Source organism: Marinobacter sediminum, from assembly GCF_016820575.1.
GTDB classification, from domain to species: Bacteria; Pseudomonadota; Gammaproteobacteria; order Pseudomonadales; family Oleiphilaceae; genus Marinobacter; species Marinobacter sediminum.
On record NZ_JAEMQH010000002.1, the window covers coordinates 407,793 to 425,106 of the forward strand.

At 58.9% G+C, this 17,314-nt stretch carries 17 protein-coding genes; 14 read left to right on the forward strand and 3 right to left on the reverse strand.

All coding sequences use genetic code 11. The features are described 5' to 3' along the window. The first annotated feature begins 1 nt into the window (after position 1). The 5 genes from fliO to flhB are packed head-to-tail and all read left to right on the forward strand — an operon-like array spanning position 2 to position 3,470. Positions 2-448, forward strand: coding sequence for a flagellar biosynthetic protein FliO (gene fliO / locus FGO67_RS08715; protein WP_203300343.1), 447 nt, complete (start codon positions 2-4; stop codon positions 446-448). A gap of 4 nt (positions 449-452) precedes the next feature. Next, complete coding sequence (gene fliP, locus FGO67_RS08720) at positions 453-1,229, forward strand: flagellar type III secretion system pore protein FliP (protein ID WP_203300344.1); 777 nt, start codon at positions 453-455, stop codon at positions 1,227-1,229. Positions 1,230-1,237: 8 nt separating this feature from the next. Further along, positions 1,238-1,507 (forward strand): flagellar biosynthesis protein FliQ, encoded by a 270-nt coding sequence (fliQ, locus tag FGO67_RS08725; protein WP_041341354.1) that lies wholly within the window; start codon positions 1,238-1,240, stop codon positions 1,505-1,507. Positions 1,508-1,510: 3 nt separating this feature from the next. Continuing rightward, positions 1,511-2,296: a flagellar biosynthetic protein FliR gene (gene fliR, locus FGO67_RS08730; RefSeq protein ID WP_041341357.1), complete on the forward strand. Its 786-nt coding sequence runs from the start codon at positions 1,511-1,513 to the stop codon at positions 2,294-2,296. Between the two features lie 37 nt (positions 2,297-2,333). Further along, complete coding sequence (gene flhB, locus FGO67_RS08735; protein WP_203300345.1) at positions 2,334-3,470, forward strand: flagellar biosynthesis protein FlhB; 1,137 nt, start codon at positions 2,334-2,336, stop codon at positions 3,468-3,470. Positions 3,471-3,856: 386 nt separating this feature from the next. On the opposite strand, the gene FGO67_RS08740 is transcribed toward flhB, so the two are convergent. From FGO67_RS08740 to upp, 3 genes are read right to left on the reverse strand one after another with little or no spacing between them, the layout of a single operon-like run. Continuing rightward, complete coding sequence (locus FGO67_RS08740) at positions 3,857-4,540, reverse strand: class I SAM-dependent methyltransferase (RefSeq protein WP_203300346.1); 684 nt, start codon at positions 4,538-4,540, stop codon at positions 3,857-3,859. After that, positions 4,521-5,777, reverse strand: a complete 1,257-nt coding sequence (locus tag FGO67_RS08745; protein WP_203300347.1) for a uracil-xanthine permease family protein — start codon at positions 5,775-5,777, stop codon at positions 4,521-4,523. Before FGO67_RS08745 ends, FGO67_RS08740 begins: the two co-directional genes overlap by 20 nt. 2 nt (positions 5,778-5,779) lie before the next feature. Next, positions 5,780-6,418, reverse strand: a complete 639-nt coding sequence (gene upp, locus FGO67_RS08750; protein WP_203300348.1) for a uracil phosphoribosyltransferase — start codon at positions 6,416-6,418, stop codon at positions 5,780-5,782. A gap of 227 nt (positions 6,419-6,645) precedes the next feature. Here upp and flhA point away from each other — a divergent pair, with 227 nt between their 5' ends. The 9 genes from flhA to FGO67_RS08795 all read left to right on the forward strand — a co-directional run bounded on the left by flhA (position 6,646) and on the right by FGO67_RS08795 (position 17,310). Then, a complete protein-coding gene (gene flhA / locus FGO67_RS08755) occupies positions 6,646-8,820 on the forward strand; it encodes a flagellar biosynthesis protein FlhA (RefSeq protein ID WP_203300349.1) in 2,175 nt (724 codons plus the stop codon). 60 nt (positions 8,821-8,880) lie between these two features. After that, positions 8,881-10,173, forward strand: a complete 1,293-nt coding sequence (gene flhF / locus FGO67_RS08760) for a flagellar biosynthesis GTPase FlhF (RefSeq protein ID WP_203300350.1) — start codon at positions 8,881-8,883, stop codon at positions 10,171-10,173. A 103-nt stretch (positions 10,174-10,276) separates the two neighbouring features. Continuing rightward, the gene (locus tag FGO67_RS08765; RefSeq protein ID WP_203300351.1) at positions 10,277-11,089 is read left to right on the forward strand and encodes a MinD/ParA family protein; all 813 of its coding nucleotides are present in this window, start codon (positions 10,277-10,279) and stop codon (positions 11,087-11,089) included. Between the two features lie 30 nt (positions 11,090-11,119). Then, positions 11,120-11,863 carry an RNA polymerase sigma factor FliA gene (locus FGO67_RS08770; protein WP_203300352.1) on the forward strand — a complete coding sequence of 248 codons (744 nt, stop codon included), beginning with the start codon at positions 11,120-11,122 and terminating at the stop codon, positions 11,861-11,863. Between the two features lie 162 nt (positions 11,864-12,025). Continuing rightward, the gene (cheY, locus tag FGO67_RS08775) at positions 12,026-12,409 is read left to right on the forward strand and encodes a chemotaxis response regulator CheY (protein WP_203300353.1); all 384 of its coding nucleotides are present in this window, start codon (positions 12,026-12,028) and stop codon (positions 12,407-12,409) included. 20 nt (positions 12,410-12,429) lie between these two features. Further along, on the forward strand, positions 12,430-13,215 hold the full coding sequence (locus FGO67_RS08780) for a protein phosphatase CheZ (RefSeq protein WP_203300354.1): 786 nt from the start codon (positions 12,430-12,432) through the stop codon (positions 13,213-13,215). A 17-nt stretch (positions 13,216-13,232) separates the two neighbouring features. After that, positions 13,233-15,368 (forward strand): chemotaxis protein CheA, encoded by a 2,136-nt coding sequence (locus FGO67_RS08785; RefSeq protein WP_203300355.1) that lies wholly within the window; start codon positions 13,233-13,235, stop codon positions 15,366-15,368. 47 nt (positions 15,369-15,415) lie between these two features. After that, complete coding sequence (locus tag FGO67_RS08790) at positions 15,416-16,570, forward strand: protein-glutamate methylesterase/protein-glutamine glutaminase (protein WP_203300356.1); 1,155 nt, start codon at positions 15,416-15,418, stop codon at positions 16,568-16,570. Beyond that, positions 16,570-17,310: a flagellar motor protein gene (locus FGO67_RS08795; RefSeq protein WP_138439478.1), complete on the forward strand. Its 741-nt coding sequence runs from the start codon at positions 16,570-16,572 to the stop codon at positions 17,308-17,310. Before FGO67_RS08790 ends, FGO67_RS08795 begins: the two co-directional genes overlap by 1 nt. The last annotated feature ends 4 nt before the right edge of the window (positions 17,311-17,314 follow it).

Consider the following 17,314-nt stretch of genomic DNA (forward strand, 5'->3'; position numbering starts at 1 on the left):
CATGTGGTCGAAGCTGGTCGGTCTGACTGCGTTCACGCTGGCGAGTCCACTGTGGGCAGAAGAGGCCGGAAAAGCGGCCCAGGAAATGCCGACCCGCGCTCCGGATACCATGGGCACCATGGTCAGCCTGGGCCTGGGTTTGATCGCGGTGATCGCGCTCATCTACGGCTGCGCCTGGATTATCCGACGGATGAATGGCATGACCGGGATGAACAACAACGCCATCAAGGTGGTGTCGGTCATGGCCCTCGGCGCCCGCGAACGCTTGGCCCTGATTGAAGTGGGTGGCCAGCAGATCCTGTTGGGCATCACGCCGTCTGCCATCCGGACACTCCATGTGTTTGATGAGCCGGTGGTTGATGCCAGCAATCCGCCTTCCGGTGAGTTCGCTCGCCGGCTCCAGGGCATGATTGGTAAATCCTGGACTTCGCCCGCAAGGAAAGACTGACCCCATGCCTGCTTTGCTTCTCAAACGGTTTGTTCCGGTACTGGTGCTGTTGCTCGGCGTTATCTGGGCGCCTTTGTCCATGGCCCAGGAGTCCGGCGGTATTCCCGGCATTCCGGCCTTTACGGTTGAACCTGGTGAAGGTGAGGGCGTTCAGGAATACTCGGTAACGCTGCAGATACTGGCGCTGATGACGGCGCTGACCTTCCTGCCGGCGATGCTGATGATGATGACCTCTTTCACCCGGATCATCGTGGTGTTCGCCATCCTGCGCCAGGCCCTTGGCCTACAGGCAACGCCGTCCAACCAGATTCTGCTCGGGCTGGCGCTGTTCCTGAGTATCTTTATCATGAAGCCGGTATTGGAAGAGGCCAATCGCGTAGGCTTGCAACCCTACCTGCAGGAGGAGGTAACCTCCCTGGAGGCGGTGGAACTGGCCAGCGTCCCGTTTAAGAAATTCATGCTCGAGCAGACCCGGGAAAGCGATCTGGCGCTGTTCATGCGGATGGCCGATGAGCAGTATCAGACCCCCGACGACGTGTCGTTCTGGGTATTGATGCCGGCCTTCGTCACCAGTGAGCTGAAGACCGCGTTCCAGATCGGGTTTATCCTGTTTATCCCGTTCCTGATCATCGACATGGTGGTCGCCAGTGTCCTGATGGCGATGGGTATGATGATGCTGTCACCGATCATCATTTCGCTGCCGTTCAAGATCATGCTGTTTGTGCTGGTGGATGGCTGGGCCCTGATCATGGGCACGCTGGCCGCCAGTTACGGAATATAGGGGGCGCCATGACTCCGGAAACCGTTATCGATATTCTTCGTGAGGCACTGTGGATGATCGTGCTGCTGGCGTCGGTCATTATCGTGCCGGGGTTGCTCATTGGTCTGGTGGTGAGTACCTTCCAGGCCGCAACCCAGATCAACGAACAGACGCTGAGTTTCCTGCCGCGTTTGTTAGTAACCCTTATTGTCATCATCGTGGCCGGGCCCTGGATGCTGACTAAGTTGCTGGACCACGCCAACCGGCTGATCTCCAGCATTCCCTACCTGATTGGCTGACGGATGATACCAGCGGAATTCAGTGCGGATCTGCTGGGGCAGTGGGTAGGCCAGCACCTGTGGCCGCTATTCCGGCTGGCCAGTTTCCTGATGGTGATTCCCATTTTCGGCACCCAGCTGGTACCGGCCCGGGTTCGTCTGGGCCTGGCGCTGCTGATGACCATCCTGATTGTTCCGCTGATTCCGCCGGTCCCCCAGGTTGAAGCGCTCAGCGCCGATGCCGTGGTGATTACGCTACAGCAGATCCTGATCGGTGTCGGCCTGGGTTTCGCCTTAACGGCCCTGTGGCAGTTATTTGTCGTTGCCGGCCAGATGATCGCCATGCAGATGGGCCTTGGTTTTGCGTCCATGGTGGATCCGGCCAACGGCGTCAATGTCCCGGTGCTGTCGCAGATTTACACCATCACCATTACGCTTTTGTTCCTGGCCATGAACGGTCACCTGGCCGTGTTCGAGGTTTTCATCGAGAGCTTCCGGACCTTGCCGATTGGCCTGGAAGGCTTGGGGCAGGGCGGAGTGTGGGATCTGGCTCACCGCATCAGCTGGATGTTCGCCTCCGCCATGCTGCTGGCATTGCCAGCGGTTACCGCCGTACTCATCGTCAGTATCTCCTTCGGCGTGATGACCCGCGCCGCGCCCCAGATGAACATCTTCGCCCTGGGTTTCCCGATTGGCCTGATTTTTGGATTATTTTCCATCTGGGTACTGCACGCCAACTTTCTGCCGCACTTCGATCAGTACACGCGGGAGACCTTTGAATTCATGAGGCAGTTGCAGGGGCGGCCGTAAAGGCCTGCTCTCCTTTAGCTTCCGAAGACGCTGAACCATGGCCGAAGAGAACGACAACAGTCAGGAAAAAACGGAAGAGGCCACGCCCCGAAGGCTTGAAAAGGCCAAGGAGGAGGGCCAGACGGCCCGTTCCCGTGAGTTGGCCACCATGGCTGTGCTGATGGCGGGCGCCGGCGGCCTGCTGATGTTCGGCTCCAGCCTGGGTGCCAGCCTGGAAGCCATCATGCGCGACAGTTTTGTGCTCGAGCGCTCGGCGATCTTCGATACCCGTCACATGAGCGTTCAGCTCATTGCCTCCGCGAAGGAGGCCGCCTGGGCTTTATCACCAATTCTTGTGGTCTTGCTGATTGCCGCCATCTTCGGTTCCATTGGCATTGGCGGCCTGCTGTTCAGCGGTAAGGCGATTGCGCCCAAGCTGAATCGGATGAACCCCATCAAGGGTCTGGGCCGCATGTTCTCCGCCCGTTCTTTGATCGAGTTGGTAAAGGCCATCGCCAAAGTCGGTTTGGTGATGTCGGTGGCCGTTCTCATCCTTAACCTCAGAACCGAGGACCTGCTCAGCATCGCCGAGGAGCCGGCTGTTCCGGCCATGGAGCACGTTCTGTGGACTCTGGGCTGGAGTTTCTTCCTGTTGTCCTGCGCCACCATCATCATTGCGCTGATCGACGTACCGTTCCAGATCTACGACCACCAGAAAAAACTGCGAATGACCAAGCAGGAGGTGAAGGACGAGTACAAGGACACCGAGGGCAAGCCGGAAGTCAAAGGCAAGATCCGGCAGCTCCAGCGCGAGATGGCCCAGCGCCGCATGATGCAGGATGTACCGACCGCCGACGTGGTGATCACCAACCCGACTCACTATGCGGTGGCGCTGAAGTACGATCAGAAATCCATGGCGGCGCCGATAGTGGTGGCCAAGGGTGCCGACGAGGTGGCCTTCAAGATCATGGAGATTGCCCGCGAGCACAAAGTGGAAGTGCTGCGTACGCCTCCGCTTACCCGGGCGACCTACCATAACGCCGACATCGGCGACGAGATCCCGGACGGTCTCTACATGGCCATCGCCCAGGTACTGGCTTACGTGTTCCAGCTCCGACAGTTCCGCAAGGGGCGTGGGGATAAGCCCGGAATGCCTGATTTCCCGATTCCTTCGGACTTGCGGCGCGATGTCTGACTCTTGAGCGCCTAGCCTTCGAGTTTTGGTGATGGGTGTTTGTGGGTGGCCCTCCCAAAAACCGCTACAAGCACGTCCATGTGCGCTTGTTTCCGGCCATCCTTGGCCTCCAACATTTTTGGGAGGGCCACCCACAAACACCTTGTAGTTCCTCGATATTCCAGCTTTCTTCCGACAAACTCCGCGTAATTTCCCGAAATTCGTTTAAGCATGGTATTTCTCTGAAGCCAGCAAGTGGCTGGGCGGTAAGGCTTTCCAAAACTGTGCGGAGCCATGGATGGCGGAGCTCAAGCGCCACAGGGATGTGCTTGAGCGGGTTTTGGAAAGCCTTACCGTCCGGCCACAGACGCCAAGCCTTCCAGGCTGGGAGCGTTGCTAGAGGCTACCTAACTGCTACAGGCAATAACCCGAACCATAGGCTCTCCACGGCTCTCGGGTATCGGCAGTGTGCCGTACCAGGCCCGCGGATCGTGGACGGTGGCTGAGTCGAAGCCACACGCCAGGAAATGGCGCTGGGCCTCGTCATCAGTTTGAAAGTGGAACGATACCTGACTGCGGGTCGCAGTGCCGAGCAGAGCGCCGAGGGCCTTGAGAGTGCCGTTCAGCAAGGGTTGCCTGGGGCGGTAGTAGCTTTCGGTGAGGTAGAGCGAGCCGGGGCGCTGGGCCATTACCTTTGCCAGGCGGCCCGCCGCCAGAAGTCGCATCGCCTTGCGACCGGCCATGTCGGGAAGATCGGCTTCAACCATATGTACCAGGGGGTGTTGTTGCCGCAGGCGGAGTCCTCTGGGGGACATGCCGCAGGCTATTTCCAGAACCTGGGTTGTGCCGGTGTCGTGAATCGCCTGATCAATCAGGTGGTCCATGATCAAATGGCGTTGCAGCAGGAAGGTCCGGATATTGCCACCGATGATCGCCTTGCTGGCGGATTCGAACGGGGTCATCAGGTGGTAGAGCCAGCGGCCCTGTTCAGTGGCGAGGATGTTGTCGGAGAGACCATACCGGTGCCAGACGGCACCGGTATAGAGGGCAGTGAAACTGATGCCGGAGCTGTCAGTCGGTTTTCTGCTCATACACCGCCTTGCCCCAGGCCTCGCGGCTGCCGGGCAGGATCAGGTTCAGGACAATGGCTGCGACCGCACAAAGGGCAATGCCTTCGAGGTGGCCCAGTACCATGCCGCCAATACCGAATACCAGGGTTACACCCACGATGACCAGGTTACGGGACTGGGATAGATCCACCTGGTGGCGAATCAGGGTGTTCAGACCGACCACCGCGATGGAGCCGAACAGCAGGCACAGGATGCCGCCCATGACCGGAACCGGAATGGTTTGCAGGGCTGCGCCAAACTTGCCAACGAACGCCAGCACGATGGCAACCACGGCGGCCCACCACATAACCCGCGGGTTGAAGTTCTTGGTGAGCATGACTGCACCGGTCACTTCCGAGTAGGTGGTGTTGGGTGGTCCACCCAGTGCTGCGGCGGCGCTGGTGGCCAGGCCGTCGCCCAGAAGCGTGCGATGCAGGCCGGGCTTTTCCAGGAAGTTCTTGCGGGTGACGTTGCCGATGGCCAGAACGTCGCCGATGTGTTCAATGGCCGGGGCGATGGCCACCGGAATCATGAACAGGATAGCGCCCCAGCTGAACTCAGGCGCGACGAAGTTTGGTACCGCCAGCCAGGGAGCTTCCTGGATGGGGGTGGTGTCGACGATGCCAGCAAAAGCGGACAGCACGTAGCCGGTGATGACACCAAACATGATCGGGATCAGGCGGAAGATGCCCTTCGCCCACACCGACATGATGATGGTCACGGCCAGGGAAATCATCGCGATCCAGATAGCGGTATCGTAAGGGATCAGCTGGGTAGAACCGTCGCCGGTCCGGCCGGAGGCCATGTGTACCGCAACCGGCGCCAGGCCAAGGCCGATGGTCATGATTACTGGGCCAATGACCACGGGCGGCAGCAAAGCGCGTACAAACCCGGTGCCGCGCAGGCGAACCAGGCCACTCAGGAAAATGTAGAGCACGCCGGCTGCCATCAAACCGCCCAGGGTCTCTTCCATGCCGAAGCGGCCCTTGGAGGCAATAACCGGGGCAATGAAGGCAAAGGACGACGCCAGGAAGATCGGGATCTGGCCGCCAGTGACAATGTGAAACACGATGGTGCCCATGCCGGCGGTGAACAGGGCGACGTTCGGGTCCAGCCCTGTGATCAGTGGCATCAGCACCAGGGCGCCGAAGGCCACCAGCAGCATCTGGGAACCGGCTAGTGCCTGCTTCCAAACTGGTTCGTTAGCGTGTTCCTGCATGCTTAGACGTCCTTCTGCTTGGTGCCGAAGATCTTGTCACCGGCATCGCCCAGACCAGGCAGGATGTAGCCTTTTTCGTTCAGGCGCTCATCGACAGATGCGGTGTAGATGGATACGTCCGGGTGCGCTTCCAGTACCTTCTCAACACCCTCAGGTGCCGCAACCAGGATCAGGGCACGGATTTCGGTGCTGCCGGCTTTCTTCAGCAGGTCGATGGTCGAAATCATTGAGCCACCGGTGGCGAGCATCGGGTCCACGATCAGGGCCATGCGCTGGTCCAGTTCGCCCACCAGCTTCTCCAGGTAGGTGCTGGCTTCCAGGGTTTCTTCGTTACGGATCTGGCCGACAACACTTACCCGAGCTACCGGGATCAGGCTCAGAACGCCGTCCAGCATGCCGAGGCCAGCACGCAGGATAGGAACAATGGTGATCTTCTTGCCGTGGATCTGCTCAACGTTGACCGGTCCGGCCCAGCCTTCGATGGTCTTTTCCTGCAGGTTGAAATCTTTTGTCGCTTCGTAAGTCAGCAGGGCGCCAACTTCTTGAGCCAGCTCACGGAAATTCTTGGTGCTGATGTCCGACCGGCGCATAAGGCCGAGTTTGTGCTGGATCAGGGGATGTTTAACCTCGTGAATTGGCATGGGTCACCTGTGAGTCTGGTTCGTCTTAAATGGATTTTGCAGCGCGTTCAAATGGCGCAAGGATACCGCATCTGGACGGGTACGTCAGGCGACACTCTCCGAAAGCCCATGGAAATTGAGTAAGGAGTGGTACGGATCTTGCGACACCAGTCTGAAACGACGCCTTTGCGTCAGGTTTTCGACCCTGAGCACGCGGTCACGCACAGCTAATCGGAGAAGTATCCGGCATGGACAGAGCTTTAGTCCTTCATAACGTCAAATCCCTGACGCGGGGAAACCTGGGTGTCCCGGTCATGCTGATGGGGCTGCTGGGCATGATGATCCTGCCCATGCCGGCCTTCCTGTTGGACGTCTTCTTTACCTTCAATATCACTCTGTCCATTGTCATCCTGCTGGTGTGTGTCTACGCCATGCGTCCGATGGAGTTTGCGTCGTTCCCGACCGTACTGCTGGTGGCAACACTGTTGCGGCTGGCCCTGAACGTGGCCTCAACCCGGATCGTACTGTTAGAAGGGCATGAGGGTGGCGACGCTGCCGGTAAGGTCATCGAGTCCTTTGGTGAAGTGCTGATCGGCGGCAACTACGCGGTCGGTCTGGTGGTGTTTGCCATCCTGATGATCATCAACTTCCTGGTGGTGACCAAAGGTGCCGGCCGGGTCTCGGAAGTCAGCGCCCGCTTTACCCTGGACGCCATGCCTGGCAAGCAGATGGCGATCGATGCTGACCTGAACGCCGGCCTGATCAATCAGGATGAGGCCAAGCACCGCCGCTCTGAAATCGCTCAGGAAGCCGACTTCTACGGTTCCATGGACGGTGCCTCCAAATTCGTTAAAGGCGATGCCGTTGCCGGTCTGTTGATCCTGGCCATTAACATCATCGGCGGTGTTGCCATCGGTATGCTGCAACACGACTTGACCTTTGGGCTGGCTATGCAGCGTTACGCTCTGCTAACCATTGGTGATGGCCTGGTCGCCCAGATCCCGTCGCTGCTGCTCTCTACCTCCGCCGCCATCATGGTGACCCGGGTAACGTCCAGCCAGGACATGGGTGGGCAAATCCTGAGCCAGATGTTCAGTGCCCCCAAGGCCCTGGCCATTGCTGCCGGGATCCTGATTATCCTGGGCCTGATTCCGGGTATGCCCCATGTGGCTTTCCTGGGTCTCGGCAGTCTTGCCGCCGGCGCGGCCTGGTATATCTGGAAACACGATCGCCAAACCGTCGAGGAAGACGGAGCCTTCCCTGTGCGTGGTGGTTCCGGTGGTATGCCCCGGCCGGCCGGTGGCGAACTGCCCCCGGGCGGTGATGGCGATCATGGCCGTGAGTTGCCAGCGCCGAGTGAGACCAAGGAACTGGGTTGGGACGACGTGGCCACCGTCGACATCGTGGGTCTGGAGGTCGGCTACCGGCTGATCCCCCTGGTCGACAAATCCCAGGGTGGTCAGCTGTTGAGCCGGATCAAGGGCGTGCGCAAGAAGCTGTCCCAGGATCTGGGCTTCCTGATGCCGTCGGTTCACATTCGCGACAACCTGGACCTGATGCCCAACGTCTATCGCATCACCCTGATGGGCGTCACCATTGCCGAGGCTGAAATCCACCCGGAGCGGGAGCTGGCTATCGACCCGGGTCAGGTGTTCGGCAAGATTGAAGGCATTGAGGGCAAGGATCCCGCCTTTGGCCTGGATGCCAGCTGGATTGAGCCGGACAAGAAGGACCAGGCCCAGACTCTGGGTTATACCGTGGTGGATGCCAGCACTGTCGTAGCAACCCATCTTAATCAGGTGCTGCAGAAACACGCCCATGAACTGCTGGGTCACGAGGAAGTTCAAAAGTGGCTGGACCAGCTGGAGAAGGTTTCACCAAAGCTGGCTGAGGAACTGGTGCCGACTACCGTGTCCATTAGTCTATTGCTGAAAGTGCTGCAGAACCTGCTGAAAGAAGAGGTGCCAATCCGGGATATGCGCTCCATTGCCGAGGCCGTGGTTAACGTGCATCCGAAGAGTCAGGACCCGAAATTGCTGACTACAGCAGCCCGCCAATCCTTGCGCCGGATGATCGTTCAAAGCATCTGCGGCAACGAGGCCGAGATACCGGTTATCACCCTGGATCCAGATCTGGAACAGTTATTGCTGAAGTCTGTTCAACAGAGTCAACAATCCGGCGGTCAGGATGACATTGGGTTGGTTCTCGAGCCGAACATGGTGGAAAAACTGCAGCGCTCCCTTCAGGAAAGTGTGCAGCGCCAGGAAATGCTTGGGAAGCCCGCCATCCTGCTGGTCTCAGGGCCGCTTCGGCCGGTGCTGGCGCGGTTTGCGAGTTACGGAGTCGAGCGTTTGCACGTGCTCTCGTACCAGGAAATTCCGGATAACAAACAGATCACTATCGTGGCGTCCGTTGGCCAATAAGCACACGGACCCCAGTACGGACAACGCCCAGGCGGCGGTGCCGGTGGAGGATGAGGCAGCATGAAAGTAAAACGGTTTTTTGCTCAGAGCATGTCAGAGGCGCTGAAGCAGGTCAGTGAACAGATGGGCCCGGATGCCGTGATTCTTTCCAATCGCCGTGTCGATGGCGGCGTCGAAATCGTGACGGCGCTGGACTACGACGAGAATATGGCGCGCCAGCGCCTGGGCGAGCAGGCTGAAACCGCCACCAACGGATCGCGGCTGGCGGAAATGCAGGCCGACCAGCACCGTCGCCTGGAAGACGAACTGGGCCGGTCCCGGGATCGCATTCGTGACGTCCGCGAGAAGCGGGCGCAGGCGGGTGCCGGCTATGCCGGCGCCTCGTTCGCCGAGCTCAGCGACGCGGCCATGGCCGATGCCGAAGAGCCGATTGCCCGGTCAACCGGCGGCACTTCCGGCTATTCAGATGAATTGGCCCAGATGCGAGCGGAAATCAGCTCCTTGCGGGATTTGATGCATGGTCGGGCGGCTGAGCCGGCCAAACCTGCCAGCAACGCCGTGCAGCAGCGATTGGCGGAGCGTTTGCAGGAGTTCGGGGTGAGCAGCGATCTGGCGGCGTCTCTGTCACGCCGGCATAAAAGCGGCCGGCTCGATGAGGGCTGGAAGCAGTCCCTGAAGATGCTTGCCACCGGAGTGCGCACGGCCCGTGAGGAATGGCTGGACGAAGGCGGCGTCTACGCTCTGGTTGGTCCCACCGGCTCCGGCAAGACCACCACCATCGGTAAGCTGGCAGCGCGCTACGTGCTTCGTCACGGCGCGGATTCGCTGGCGCTGGTGACCACCGATCGTTACCGGGTGGCCGCCCACGAGCAGCTGTTCGTGTTCGGGCGCATCCTCAACGTACCGGTGCGGGTCGTTGACGAAAGCCACTCGCTGGATTCTATCCTCGATGAATTGTCCGACCGCCACATGGTGCTGATCGATACCGCGGGCCTGACCAGTTCAGACAAAGGCTATGAAGAGCAGTTATCGGAGTTGGCGCAAAGTCATCACAACATTCGCACTCATCTGGTGGTGTCCGCCACCAGTCAGCCGCGCATCATGAAATCCGTTTGGCATTGCTATAAGATGGCAAACCTTGCGGGCTGCGTGATGACCAAGATTGACGAAGCCCTTACCCTGGGCGAGTCTCTGGGGTTTGTCATGGAAACCGGGTTGCCGGTGGCCTATTACACGGATGGTCAAAAAATCCCCGAAGACCTGCATCATGCAGAGGCCGTTCCGCTGGTTCGATTAGGTGTGGAGCGGTTAAAAAGCATTCAGCAAGAGCAATCGGTGGCTGAAGGGGCTTGAGTATTGTGACACCTGTATCGGATGATGGAGTATCCGGCGTGCAAAGCGGGCGCTGTTTAGTAAGACGAGCCTTCGACGAAACTGGCGAGAGACAAGATTCAACATGAGCAGAGCAAATCCGGTACAGGTGATTGCGGTATCTGGTGGAAAGGGTGGGGTCGGCAAGAGTAACGTGTCGGTCAACCTCGGTATCGCCCTCGCACAGAAAGGCCGTCGCGTGGTGATCCTGGATGCCGACCTGGGTTTGGCCAACATCGACGTGCTGCTCGGTATTACCTCCAATCGCAATATCTCGGATGTGCTCTCAGGCGAATGTGACCTGAAGGACGTGCTGGTGAACGGCCCCGGTGGCATTAAAATCGTTCCGGCCTCATCCGGCACCCAGCGTATGACCCACCTGAGCCCCATGGAGCACGCTGGCCTGATCAACGCCTTCAGTGAGCTGAGTGATCAGATTGACGTATTGATTGTTGATACTGCCGCCGGTATTTCCGAGTCAGTGGTCAGCTTCCTCCGCGCGTCCCAGGAACTGCTGTTCGTGGTGGTCGACGAACCTACCTCTATTACGGATGCCTACGCTCTCATCAAACTGATGAACCGGGAGTACGGCACCAACCGTTTTCGCATCCTGGCCAACCAGGTACGCAACGAACAGGAAGGACGTCATCTGTTCGATAAACTGACCCGGGTCACCGAACGTTTCCTTGATGTTGCGCTGCAGTATGTGGGCATGGTGCCTTACGACGAGGCCGTCAAGAAATCGGTTCAGCGCCAGCGCGCCGTGCTGGACGCCTACCCCCGCGCCAAGGCCTCACTGGCAATCAAGGCCCTGGCGGACAAAGTGGACAACTGGCCGTTACCTTCCTCTCCTCGGGGACATCTCGAGTTTTTTGTGGAGCGGCTCGTCGAAGTCTGAATCTGATCCAGTCAAAACAACACCGGATGCATGACATTGACGAATAACCTGGGAATCTACCAGCAGGCCGGCGCCTCGGGTCAAGCCCGTCTCATTGAAGAGCAGGCCCCGCTGGTCAAGAAAATAGCGCTGCACCTGATGGCCCGACTACCGGCCTCGGTGCAGTTGGAAGACCTTATGCAGGCCGGCATGATTGGCCTGCTTGAGGCTGCCCAGCGCTACAGTTCCGCAAAAGGCGCTACCTTCGAAACCTATGCCGGTATCCGCATCCGCGGCGCCATGGTGGATGAAATCCGCAAGGGCGACTGGGTGCCTCGGTCCGTTCACCGCAACGCCCGCCGCATCTCTCAAGCGATCAAGGCCGTGGAAGACCGCGAAGGCCGAGAAGCTCAGGACCTTGAGGTCGCTGAAGAGCTGGGAATGGAGCTGTCGGAATATCACGCCTCGCTATCGGACGCTAACAGCGGACGACTTTTTAGCCTTGATGAGCTCAATGAATCCGGTGAGCTGCCGATAGAAGAAGCAGAGACCAGTGATAATCCTCTGGATGGCTTGGCTTCCGACTCTTTTCGACGCAACCTGGCGCATGCCATTGAGGAGTTACCGGAGCGCGAGAAGCTGGTTCTGAGCCTGTATTACCAGGAAGAGCTGAACCTGAAAGAGATCGGCGCAGTCCTTGGGGTAAGCGAAAGTAGGGTCAGTCAGATTCACAGCCAGGCCGCACTGCGATTGCGCGGGCGGCTGTCCGACTGGCAGCGGGACGCCAACGATTGATAACGAATGACGTGTGTCCGGTTCATGGCGCTGTGTAGTTTTTGGTAACCGGCGCTTTACATGGTCATCAAAGATCAGACAATACGTGGTTAAAAACACGGCCCGTTAGGTTTCGAGCTCAACGGTCAAACGAATTCCGGGTGTGACTAACTGGAGGTCCCTTTGGACAAGAACATGAAAATCCTGATCGTGGATGACTTTTCCACGATGCGACGGATCATCAAGAACCTGCTGCGCGATCTTGGGTTCAGCAACACCGACGAAGCCGACGACGGCAATTCCGCACTGCCGATGCTGAAAAGTGGCAAGTACGACTTCCTGGTGACGGACTGGAACATGCCGGGCATGTCTGGTTTTGACCTGCTGAAAGCCGTGCGCGCGGACGAGAACCTGAAGACTCTGCCGGTGCTGATGGTGACCGCGGAAGCCAAACGCGACCAGATTGTCGCTGCTGCGCAGGCTGGCGTGAACGGTTACGTAGTCAAGCCTTTCACGGCTGCGGTGCTTAAAGAAAAGATTGAGAAAATCTTCGAACGTATTCAGTAACCAGAGGTCGGATGGCTCTCATGAGCGATAGCAATACGAACCATCGGAGCCTCGATCCGGAGGTGACTGAAAAGCTCCAGCGTCAGAGTGAGGAGTTGGTCAAGAGTGTGCAGGCCGGCGACTTTGCTCAAGCAATGACGGTGATTAACGAGCTGAGCGAGGTCAGGGATCAAAGCCTGTACCGTGAGGTTGGACGCCTCACCCGGAGTCTTCACGAGGCCATTCGGAATTTCCAGATAGATCCGCGCAGTGCGGAGCAGCAGGAAGCGCTGTCGAAGATGACCGACGCCTCCGATCGCCTGGAATACGTTGTGCAGATGACCAGCCAGGCCGCTAATCGCACCATGGACCTGGTTGAAGAGACCATGCCGGTGGCAAGCGCCGTCCGCAACGAAGCGACGGAACTCCGAGACGAATGGCAGCGCCTGCGTCGGCGTGAGATGCAGCCGGCGGAATTCCGCGAGCTGTACGGCCGGATTGACCGCTTCTTCGTCAGCCTGACTGCCGACGCCGACAGCATGTATAACAGCTTGTCTGAAATCCTGCTGGCCCAGGATTTCCAGGACTTGACCGGCCAGGTGATTCAGAAGGTCACCGCCCTGGTGAAAGAAGTCGAAGAACAGATGCTGAGCCTCGTGGTGATGGCGAGCCATGTGGATCAGCTCACTGGCACCGTGCACAAGATTGATGAAGCTGAGGTTTCGGCAGAGCAGGGTGTAGGGCCGCAGATCAAGGCCGAAGAACGTGAAGATGTAGTGTCGGGACAGGACGACGTTGATGATCTGCTGTCCAGTCTCGGTTTCTGAACTAATGAGGGTTGCCCATGGCGTTTGATGCCGATGATGAGATTCTCCAGGACTTCCTGGTGGAAGCCGGTGAGATTCTCGAGAAACTGTCAGAGCAGTTGGTAGATCTTGAGCGAAATCCTGATGACAGTGACTTGCTCAACGCCATATTCCGTGGTTTTCACACGGTAAAGGGTGGTGCCGGCTTTCTGCAGCTTGAGGCGCTGGTCAACTGCTGCCACTCGGCTGAGAACGTTTTCGACATCTTGCGTAACCACAAGCGCAAGGTGGATTCCGAACTCATGGACGTGGTGCTTGAAACCCTCGACCACGTTAACTCGATGTTTGATCAGGTCAGAAATGGCGAAGAACTGACGCCGGCCCCGGATCAGCTCATTGCTTCCCTCGACGCTTTTGCTGAACCCGCAGGCGAAGCACCTGACCAGGAGGAAGCTTCCGCTGTCGCACCGCAATCGGCGGAAGACGGTGGCGATATTACCGATGAAGAATTCGAGCAGTTGCTGGACGCCCTGCAGGACGGCAGTGCCGCTCCGGATTCTCCAGCGACGGCTGCTGACCCGGTCAAGGCTGAGCCGGTTGCGGGCGGTGGATCCGGCGATGACGACATCACCGACGATGAATTCGAAGCCCTGCTGGACCAGCTCCATGGCAAAGGCCAGTTTGCCGGTGCTGTCTCCGCAGATGAGCCGGCGCCGGCAGCTGATACCAGCGCTGCGGCCAGCGCCAGCGAATCGGCGGCTGCGGGTGATGATCTGATTACTGACGATGAGTTCGAAAAGCTGCTGGACGAGCTGCATGGCAAAGGCGGTGCGCCAACCGCAGCGGGCACTGGCGAGACCGGAAAACCAGCCGCGGAGTCTGCCAAGGCAAAGCCGGTTGCTCCGAAGAGTGAGCCAAAGAAAACCGAACCCAAGAAAGCTGAGCCCAAGAAGGCCGAAGCCAAGCCAGCGGCCTCAACAGCCCCTGCGTCAGGCCGAGATACGTCCCCGGCCGCTGAGACCACCGTGCGCGTAGACACCAAGCGCCTGGACGACATCATGAACATGGTGGGCGAGCTGGTGCTGGTGCGCAATCGGTTGCAGCGCCTGGGTGCGTCCAGTGAAGACGAGCATATGCACAAAGCCGTCTCCAATCTCGATGTCGTCACCACCGATCTGCAGGCGGCGGTCATGCAAACCCGCATGCAGCCGATCAAGAAAGTATTTGGCCGGTTCCCGCGCGTGGTTCGGGACCTGGCTCGCAGCTTGAAAAAAGAAGTGAACCTCGTGATGCACGGGGAAGACACCGATCTGGACAAGAACCTGGTGGAAGCATTGTCCGATCCGCTGGTCCACCTGGTACGGAACTCTGTGGATCACGGTATCGAAGCGCCCGACGTTCGGGAAAAAGCCGGCAAGCCGCGCCAGGGTACCGTTACCCTGTCCGCTGAGCAGGAGGGTGACCATATCCTGCTGGTCATCGAGGACGATGGTGCTGGTATGGACCCCGAGGTACTGCGTCGCAAAGCCGTCGAGAAGGGTGTTTACGAGCAGGATGCCGCCGATCGCCTGACCGATAACGAGTGTTTCAATCTGATCTTCGCCGCAGGCTTTTCCACCAAGGAGCAGATCTCGGATGTCTCCGGTCGTGGTGTTGGCATGGACGTGGTCAAGACCAAAATTGGTCAGCTCAACGGCCAGATCAGCATTGTCTCGGAATTGGGCAAGGGCTCCCGGATCATCATCAAGGTGCCGTTGACCCTCGCGATCATGCCGACTCTGATGATCATGCTTGGCGACCAGTCATTCGCGCTGCCGCTGGTCAACGTGGTGGAAATCTTCCACCTGGATCTTACCAAGACCAACATCGTCGACGGGCGTGAATGCATCGTCGTACGAGACAAGGTGTTCCCGCTGTTCCACATCAAGCGCTGGTTGGTGGGTAAGGGTAAAGGCCAAGAAGAACCCGCCAACGCCCATGTGGTCATCGTTGCCATGGGTACCAAGCAAGTGGGCTTTGTGGTGGATCAGTTGGTGGGCCAGGAAGAAGTGGTCATCAAGCCGCTGGGCAGAGCGCTTCAGGGTACCCCGGGTATGGCGGGAGCGACCATCACTGGTGACGGCCGTATTGCCCTGATTATTGACGTTCCCAGCCTGCTGCAACACTACAGTTGACGCTGGTCCGGCTTGGACGTGGAAGCGGACTTCGTTAGGAGAAATGGATGACAGTTTCTGTCCTGGTCGTGGATGATTCAGGTTTCTTTCGCAAACGGCTGACGGAAATTCTGACAGGCTCCGGCCAGATCAAGGTATTAGGCGCGGCCACCAATGGCCGCGAGGGTGTCGAACTGGCGGCGAAATTGCGGCCTGATGTCATCACCATGGATTACGAGATGCCGGTCATGGATGGTATCTCGGCCGTCCGGGAAATCATGAAAAAGCACCCGACACCGGTGCTCATGTTCTCGTCGCTCACCTACGAAGGCGCCCGGGTAACCCTGGACGCGCTGGAAGCCGGGGCGGTGGATTTCCTGCCGAAAAATTTTGAGGAAATCGCCCGTGATGGCGGTCAGCTCCAGCGTATCCTGATTGATCGTATTCTCGACGTTGCCCGTAGCCAACCTGGCGCCCGGCCGAACTCCGCCCCGGTCACCAGGCCCGCGGATCAAACCGCTCGAAACAACACCGCTGCGCGCACTCCTACACCGTCACCTGCGGCACCCCGCCCAGCACCGGCTCAGCGTCGACCAGAGGCTGCCGTCGAGACAGAAGTCAGCCGGCGTTCTTACCGGCGTGGGCCTGCCAAGCACTACACCGCCGTTGGCATTGGGACTTCCACCGGCGGCCCGGTGGCCCTGCAGCGGGTGTTGACGGCTTTGCCGGCATCTTTCCCGGCACCGATAGTGCTGGTTCAGCACATGCCCGCCAGTTTTACCCCGGCCTTTGCCGAGCGCCTCAATAAGTTGTGCCGGATTGAAGTTCGCCAGGCCGAAGACGGCGACATGCTCAAGCCTGGTCTGGCTTTGCTGGCGCCCGGCGGCAAGCAGATGATGATTGAAAACCGTGGTGGCCAGGGTCGGGTTCGTATTCTGCCTGGCGATGAACGCCTGAACTACAAGCCCTGTGTCGACGTCACCTTTGGCTCACTGGCGCGTAGTTTTCCCGGCAAGACTCTGGGCGTAATCCTCACGGGCATGGGTGCGGACGGTAAGGATGGCTGCCGGATGATGAAGCAGAGCGGTTCCGACGTCTGGTCCCAGGACGAAAAATCCTCGGTCATCTATGGCATGCCCATGGCGGTGGCGAAAGCCGGGCTCAGCGATGAAATTCTGGCGCTCGACGAAATCGGGCCGCGGCTGGTGGAAGGCGTTTCCTGATGGATATTCTCAGTCTCCTCGGCATAGTACTGGCCTTTGCCGCCATCCTGGGCGGCAACCTGCTCGAGGGTGGGGCGCTCAGTTCGCTGTTCAATGCCCCGGCTGCCCTGATCGTGGTGGGCGGAACTCTTGCGGCAACCATCCTGCAAACCTCCTGGCCGATTCTGAAGCGGGCCTTTCAGCAGGTGCGCTGGGTGCTGGTGCCGCCGTTCATCAGCATGGAAGACGGCATCGGCAAAGTCATTGATTGGAGCGTAAAGGCCCGCAAGCAGGGTCTGCTCGGGCTTGAAGGCCTGGCCGAGCGTGAGCCCGAACTGTTTGCCCGCAAGGGCCTGCAGCTGTTGGTGGACGGCGCTGAAACCGAGACAATTCGCGGCATCATGGAGGTGGACCTGGAATCACGGGAACAGCGTGATCTGGAGTCCGCCCAGGTTTTCGAGGCCATGGGTGGGTATTCACCGACCATCGGAATCATCGGCGCGGTCATGGGCCTGATTCAGGTGATGACCAATCTGGAAGACCCGCAATCCCTGGGTAGCGGTATTGCCACCGCCTTTGTTGCCACCATTTACGGGGTGGCTCTGGCTAACCTTCTGTTCTTCCCGGTTGCCAACAAGCTTCGCGGCATCGTCCGGGAGCGAACCCGTTACCAGGACATGATGATCGACGGCATCATTGCCATCGCCGAGGGGGAAAACCCCAAATCCATTGAAATGCGACTGCGGGGCTTCCTGCAGTAGTCAT

Coding starts and splice junctions, on each gene's coding strand:
- FGO67_RS08785 (WP_203300355.1), top strand. CDS start 13,233: ATGGCGTTTGATGCCGATGATGAGATTCTCCAGGACTTCCTGGTGGAA.
- fliR (WP_041341357.1), top strand. CDS start 1,511: ATGATACCAGCGGAATTCAGTGCGGATCTGCTGGGGCAGTGGGTAGGC.
- fliP (WP_203300344.1), top strand. CDS start 453: ATGCCTGCTTTGCTTCTCAAACGGTTTGTTCCGGTACTGGTGCTGTTG.
- FGO67_RS08770 (WP_203300352.1), top strand. CDS start 11,120: ATGACATTGACGAATAACCTGGGAATCTACCAGCAGGCCGGCGCCTCG.
- flhA (WP_203300349.1), top strand. CDS start 6,646: ATGGACAGAGCTTTAGTCCTTCATAACGTCAAATCCCTGACGCGGGGA.
- fliO (WP_203300343.1), top strand. CDS start 2: ATGTGGTCGAAGCTGGTCGGTCTGACTGCGTTCACGCTGGCGAGTCCA.
- flhB (WP_203300345.1), top strand. CDS start 2,334: ATGGCCGAAGAGAACGACAACAGTCAGGAAAAAACGGAAGAGGCCACG.
- FGO67_RS08765 (WP_203300351.1), top strand. CDS start 10,277: ATGAGCAGAGCAAATCCGGTACAGGTGATTGCGGTATCTGGTGGAAAG.
- FGO67_RS08795 (WP_138439478.1), top strand. CDS start 16,570: ATGGATATTCTCAGTCTCCTCGGCATAGTACTGGCCTTTGCCGCCATC.
- FGO67_RS08740 (WP_203300346.1), bottom strand. CDS start 4,540: ATGAGCAGAAAACCGACTGACAGCTCCGGCATCAGTTTCACTGCCCTC.
- FGO67_RS08790 (WP_203300356.1), top strand. CDS start 15,416: ATGACAGTTTCTGTCCTGGTCGTGGATGATTCAGGTTTCTTTCGCAAA.
- fliQ (WP_041341354.1), top strand. CDS start 1,238: ATGACTCCGGAAACCGTTATCGATATTCTTCGTGAGGCACTGTGGATG.
- upp (WP_203300348.1), bottom strand. CDS start 6,418: ATGCCAATTCACGAGGTTAAACATCCCCTGATCCAGCACAAACTCGGC.
- FGO67_RS08780 (WP_203300354.1), top strand. CDS start 12,430: ATGAGCGATAGCAATACGAACCATCGGAGCCTCGATCCGGAGGTGACT.
- flhF (WP_203300350.1), top strand. CDS start 8,881: ATGAAAGTAAAACGGTTTTTTGCTCAGAGCATGTCAGAGGCGCTGAAG.
- FGO67_RS08745 (WP_203300347.1), bottom strand. CDS start 5,777: ATGCAGGAACACGCTAACGAACCAGTTTGGAAGCAGGCACTAGCCGGT.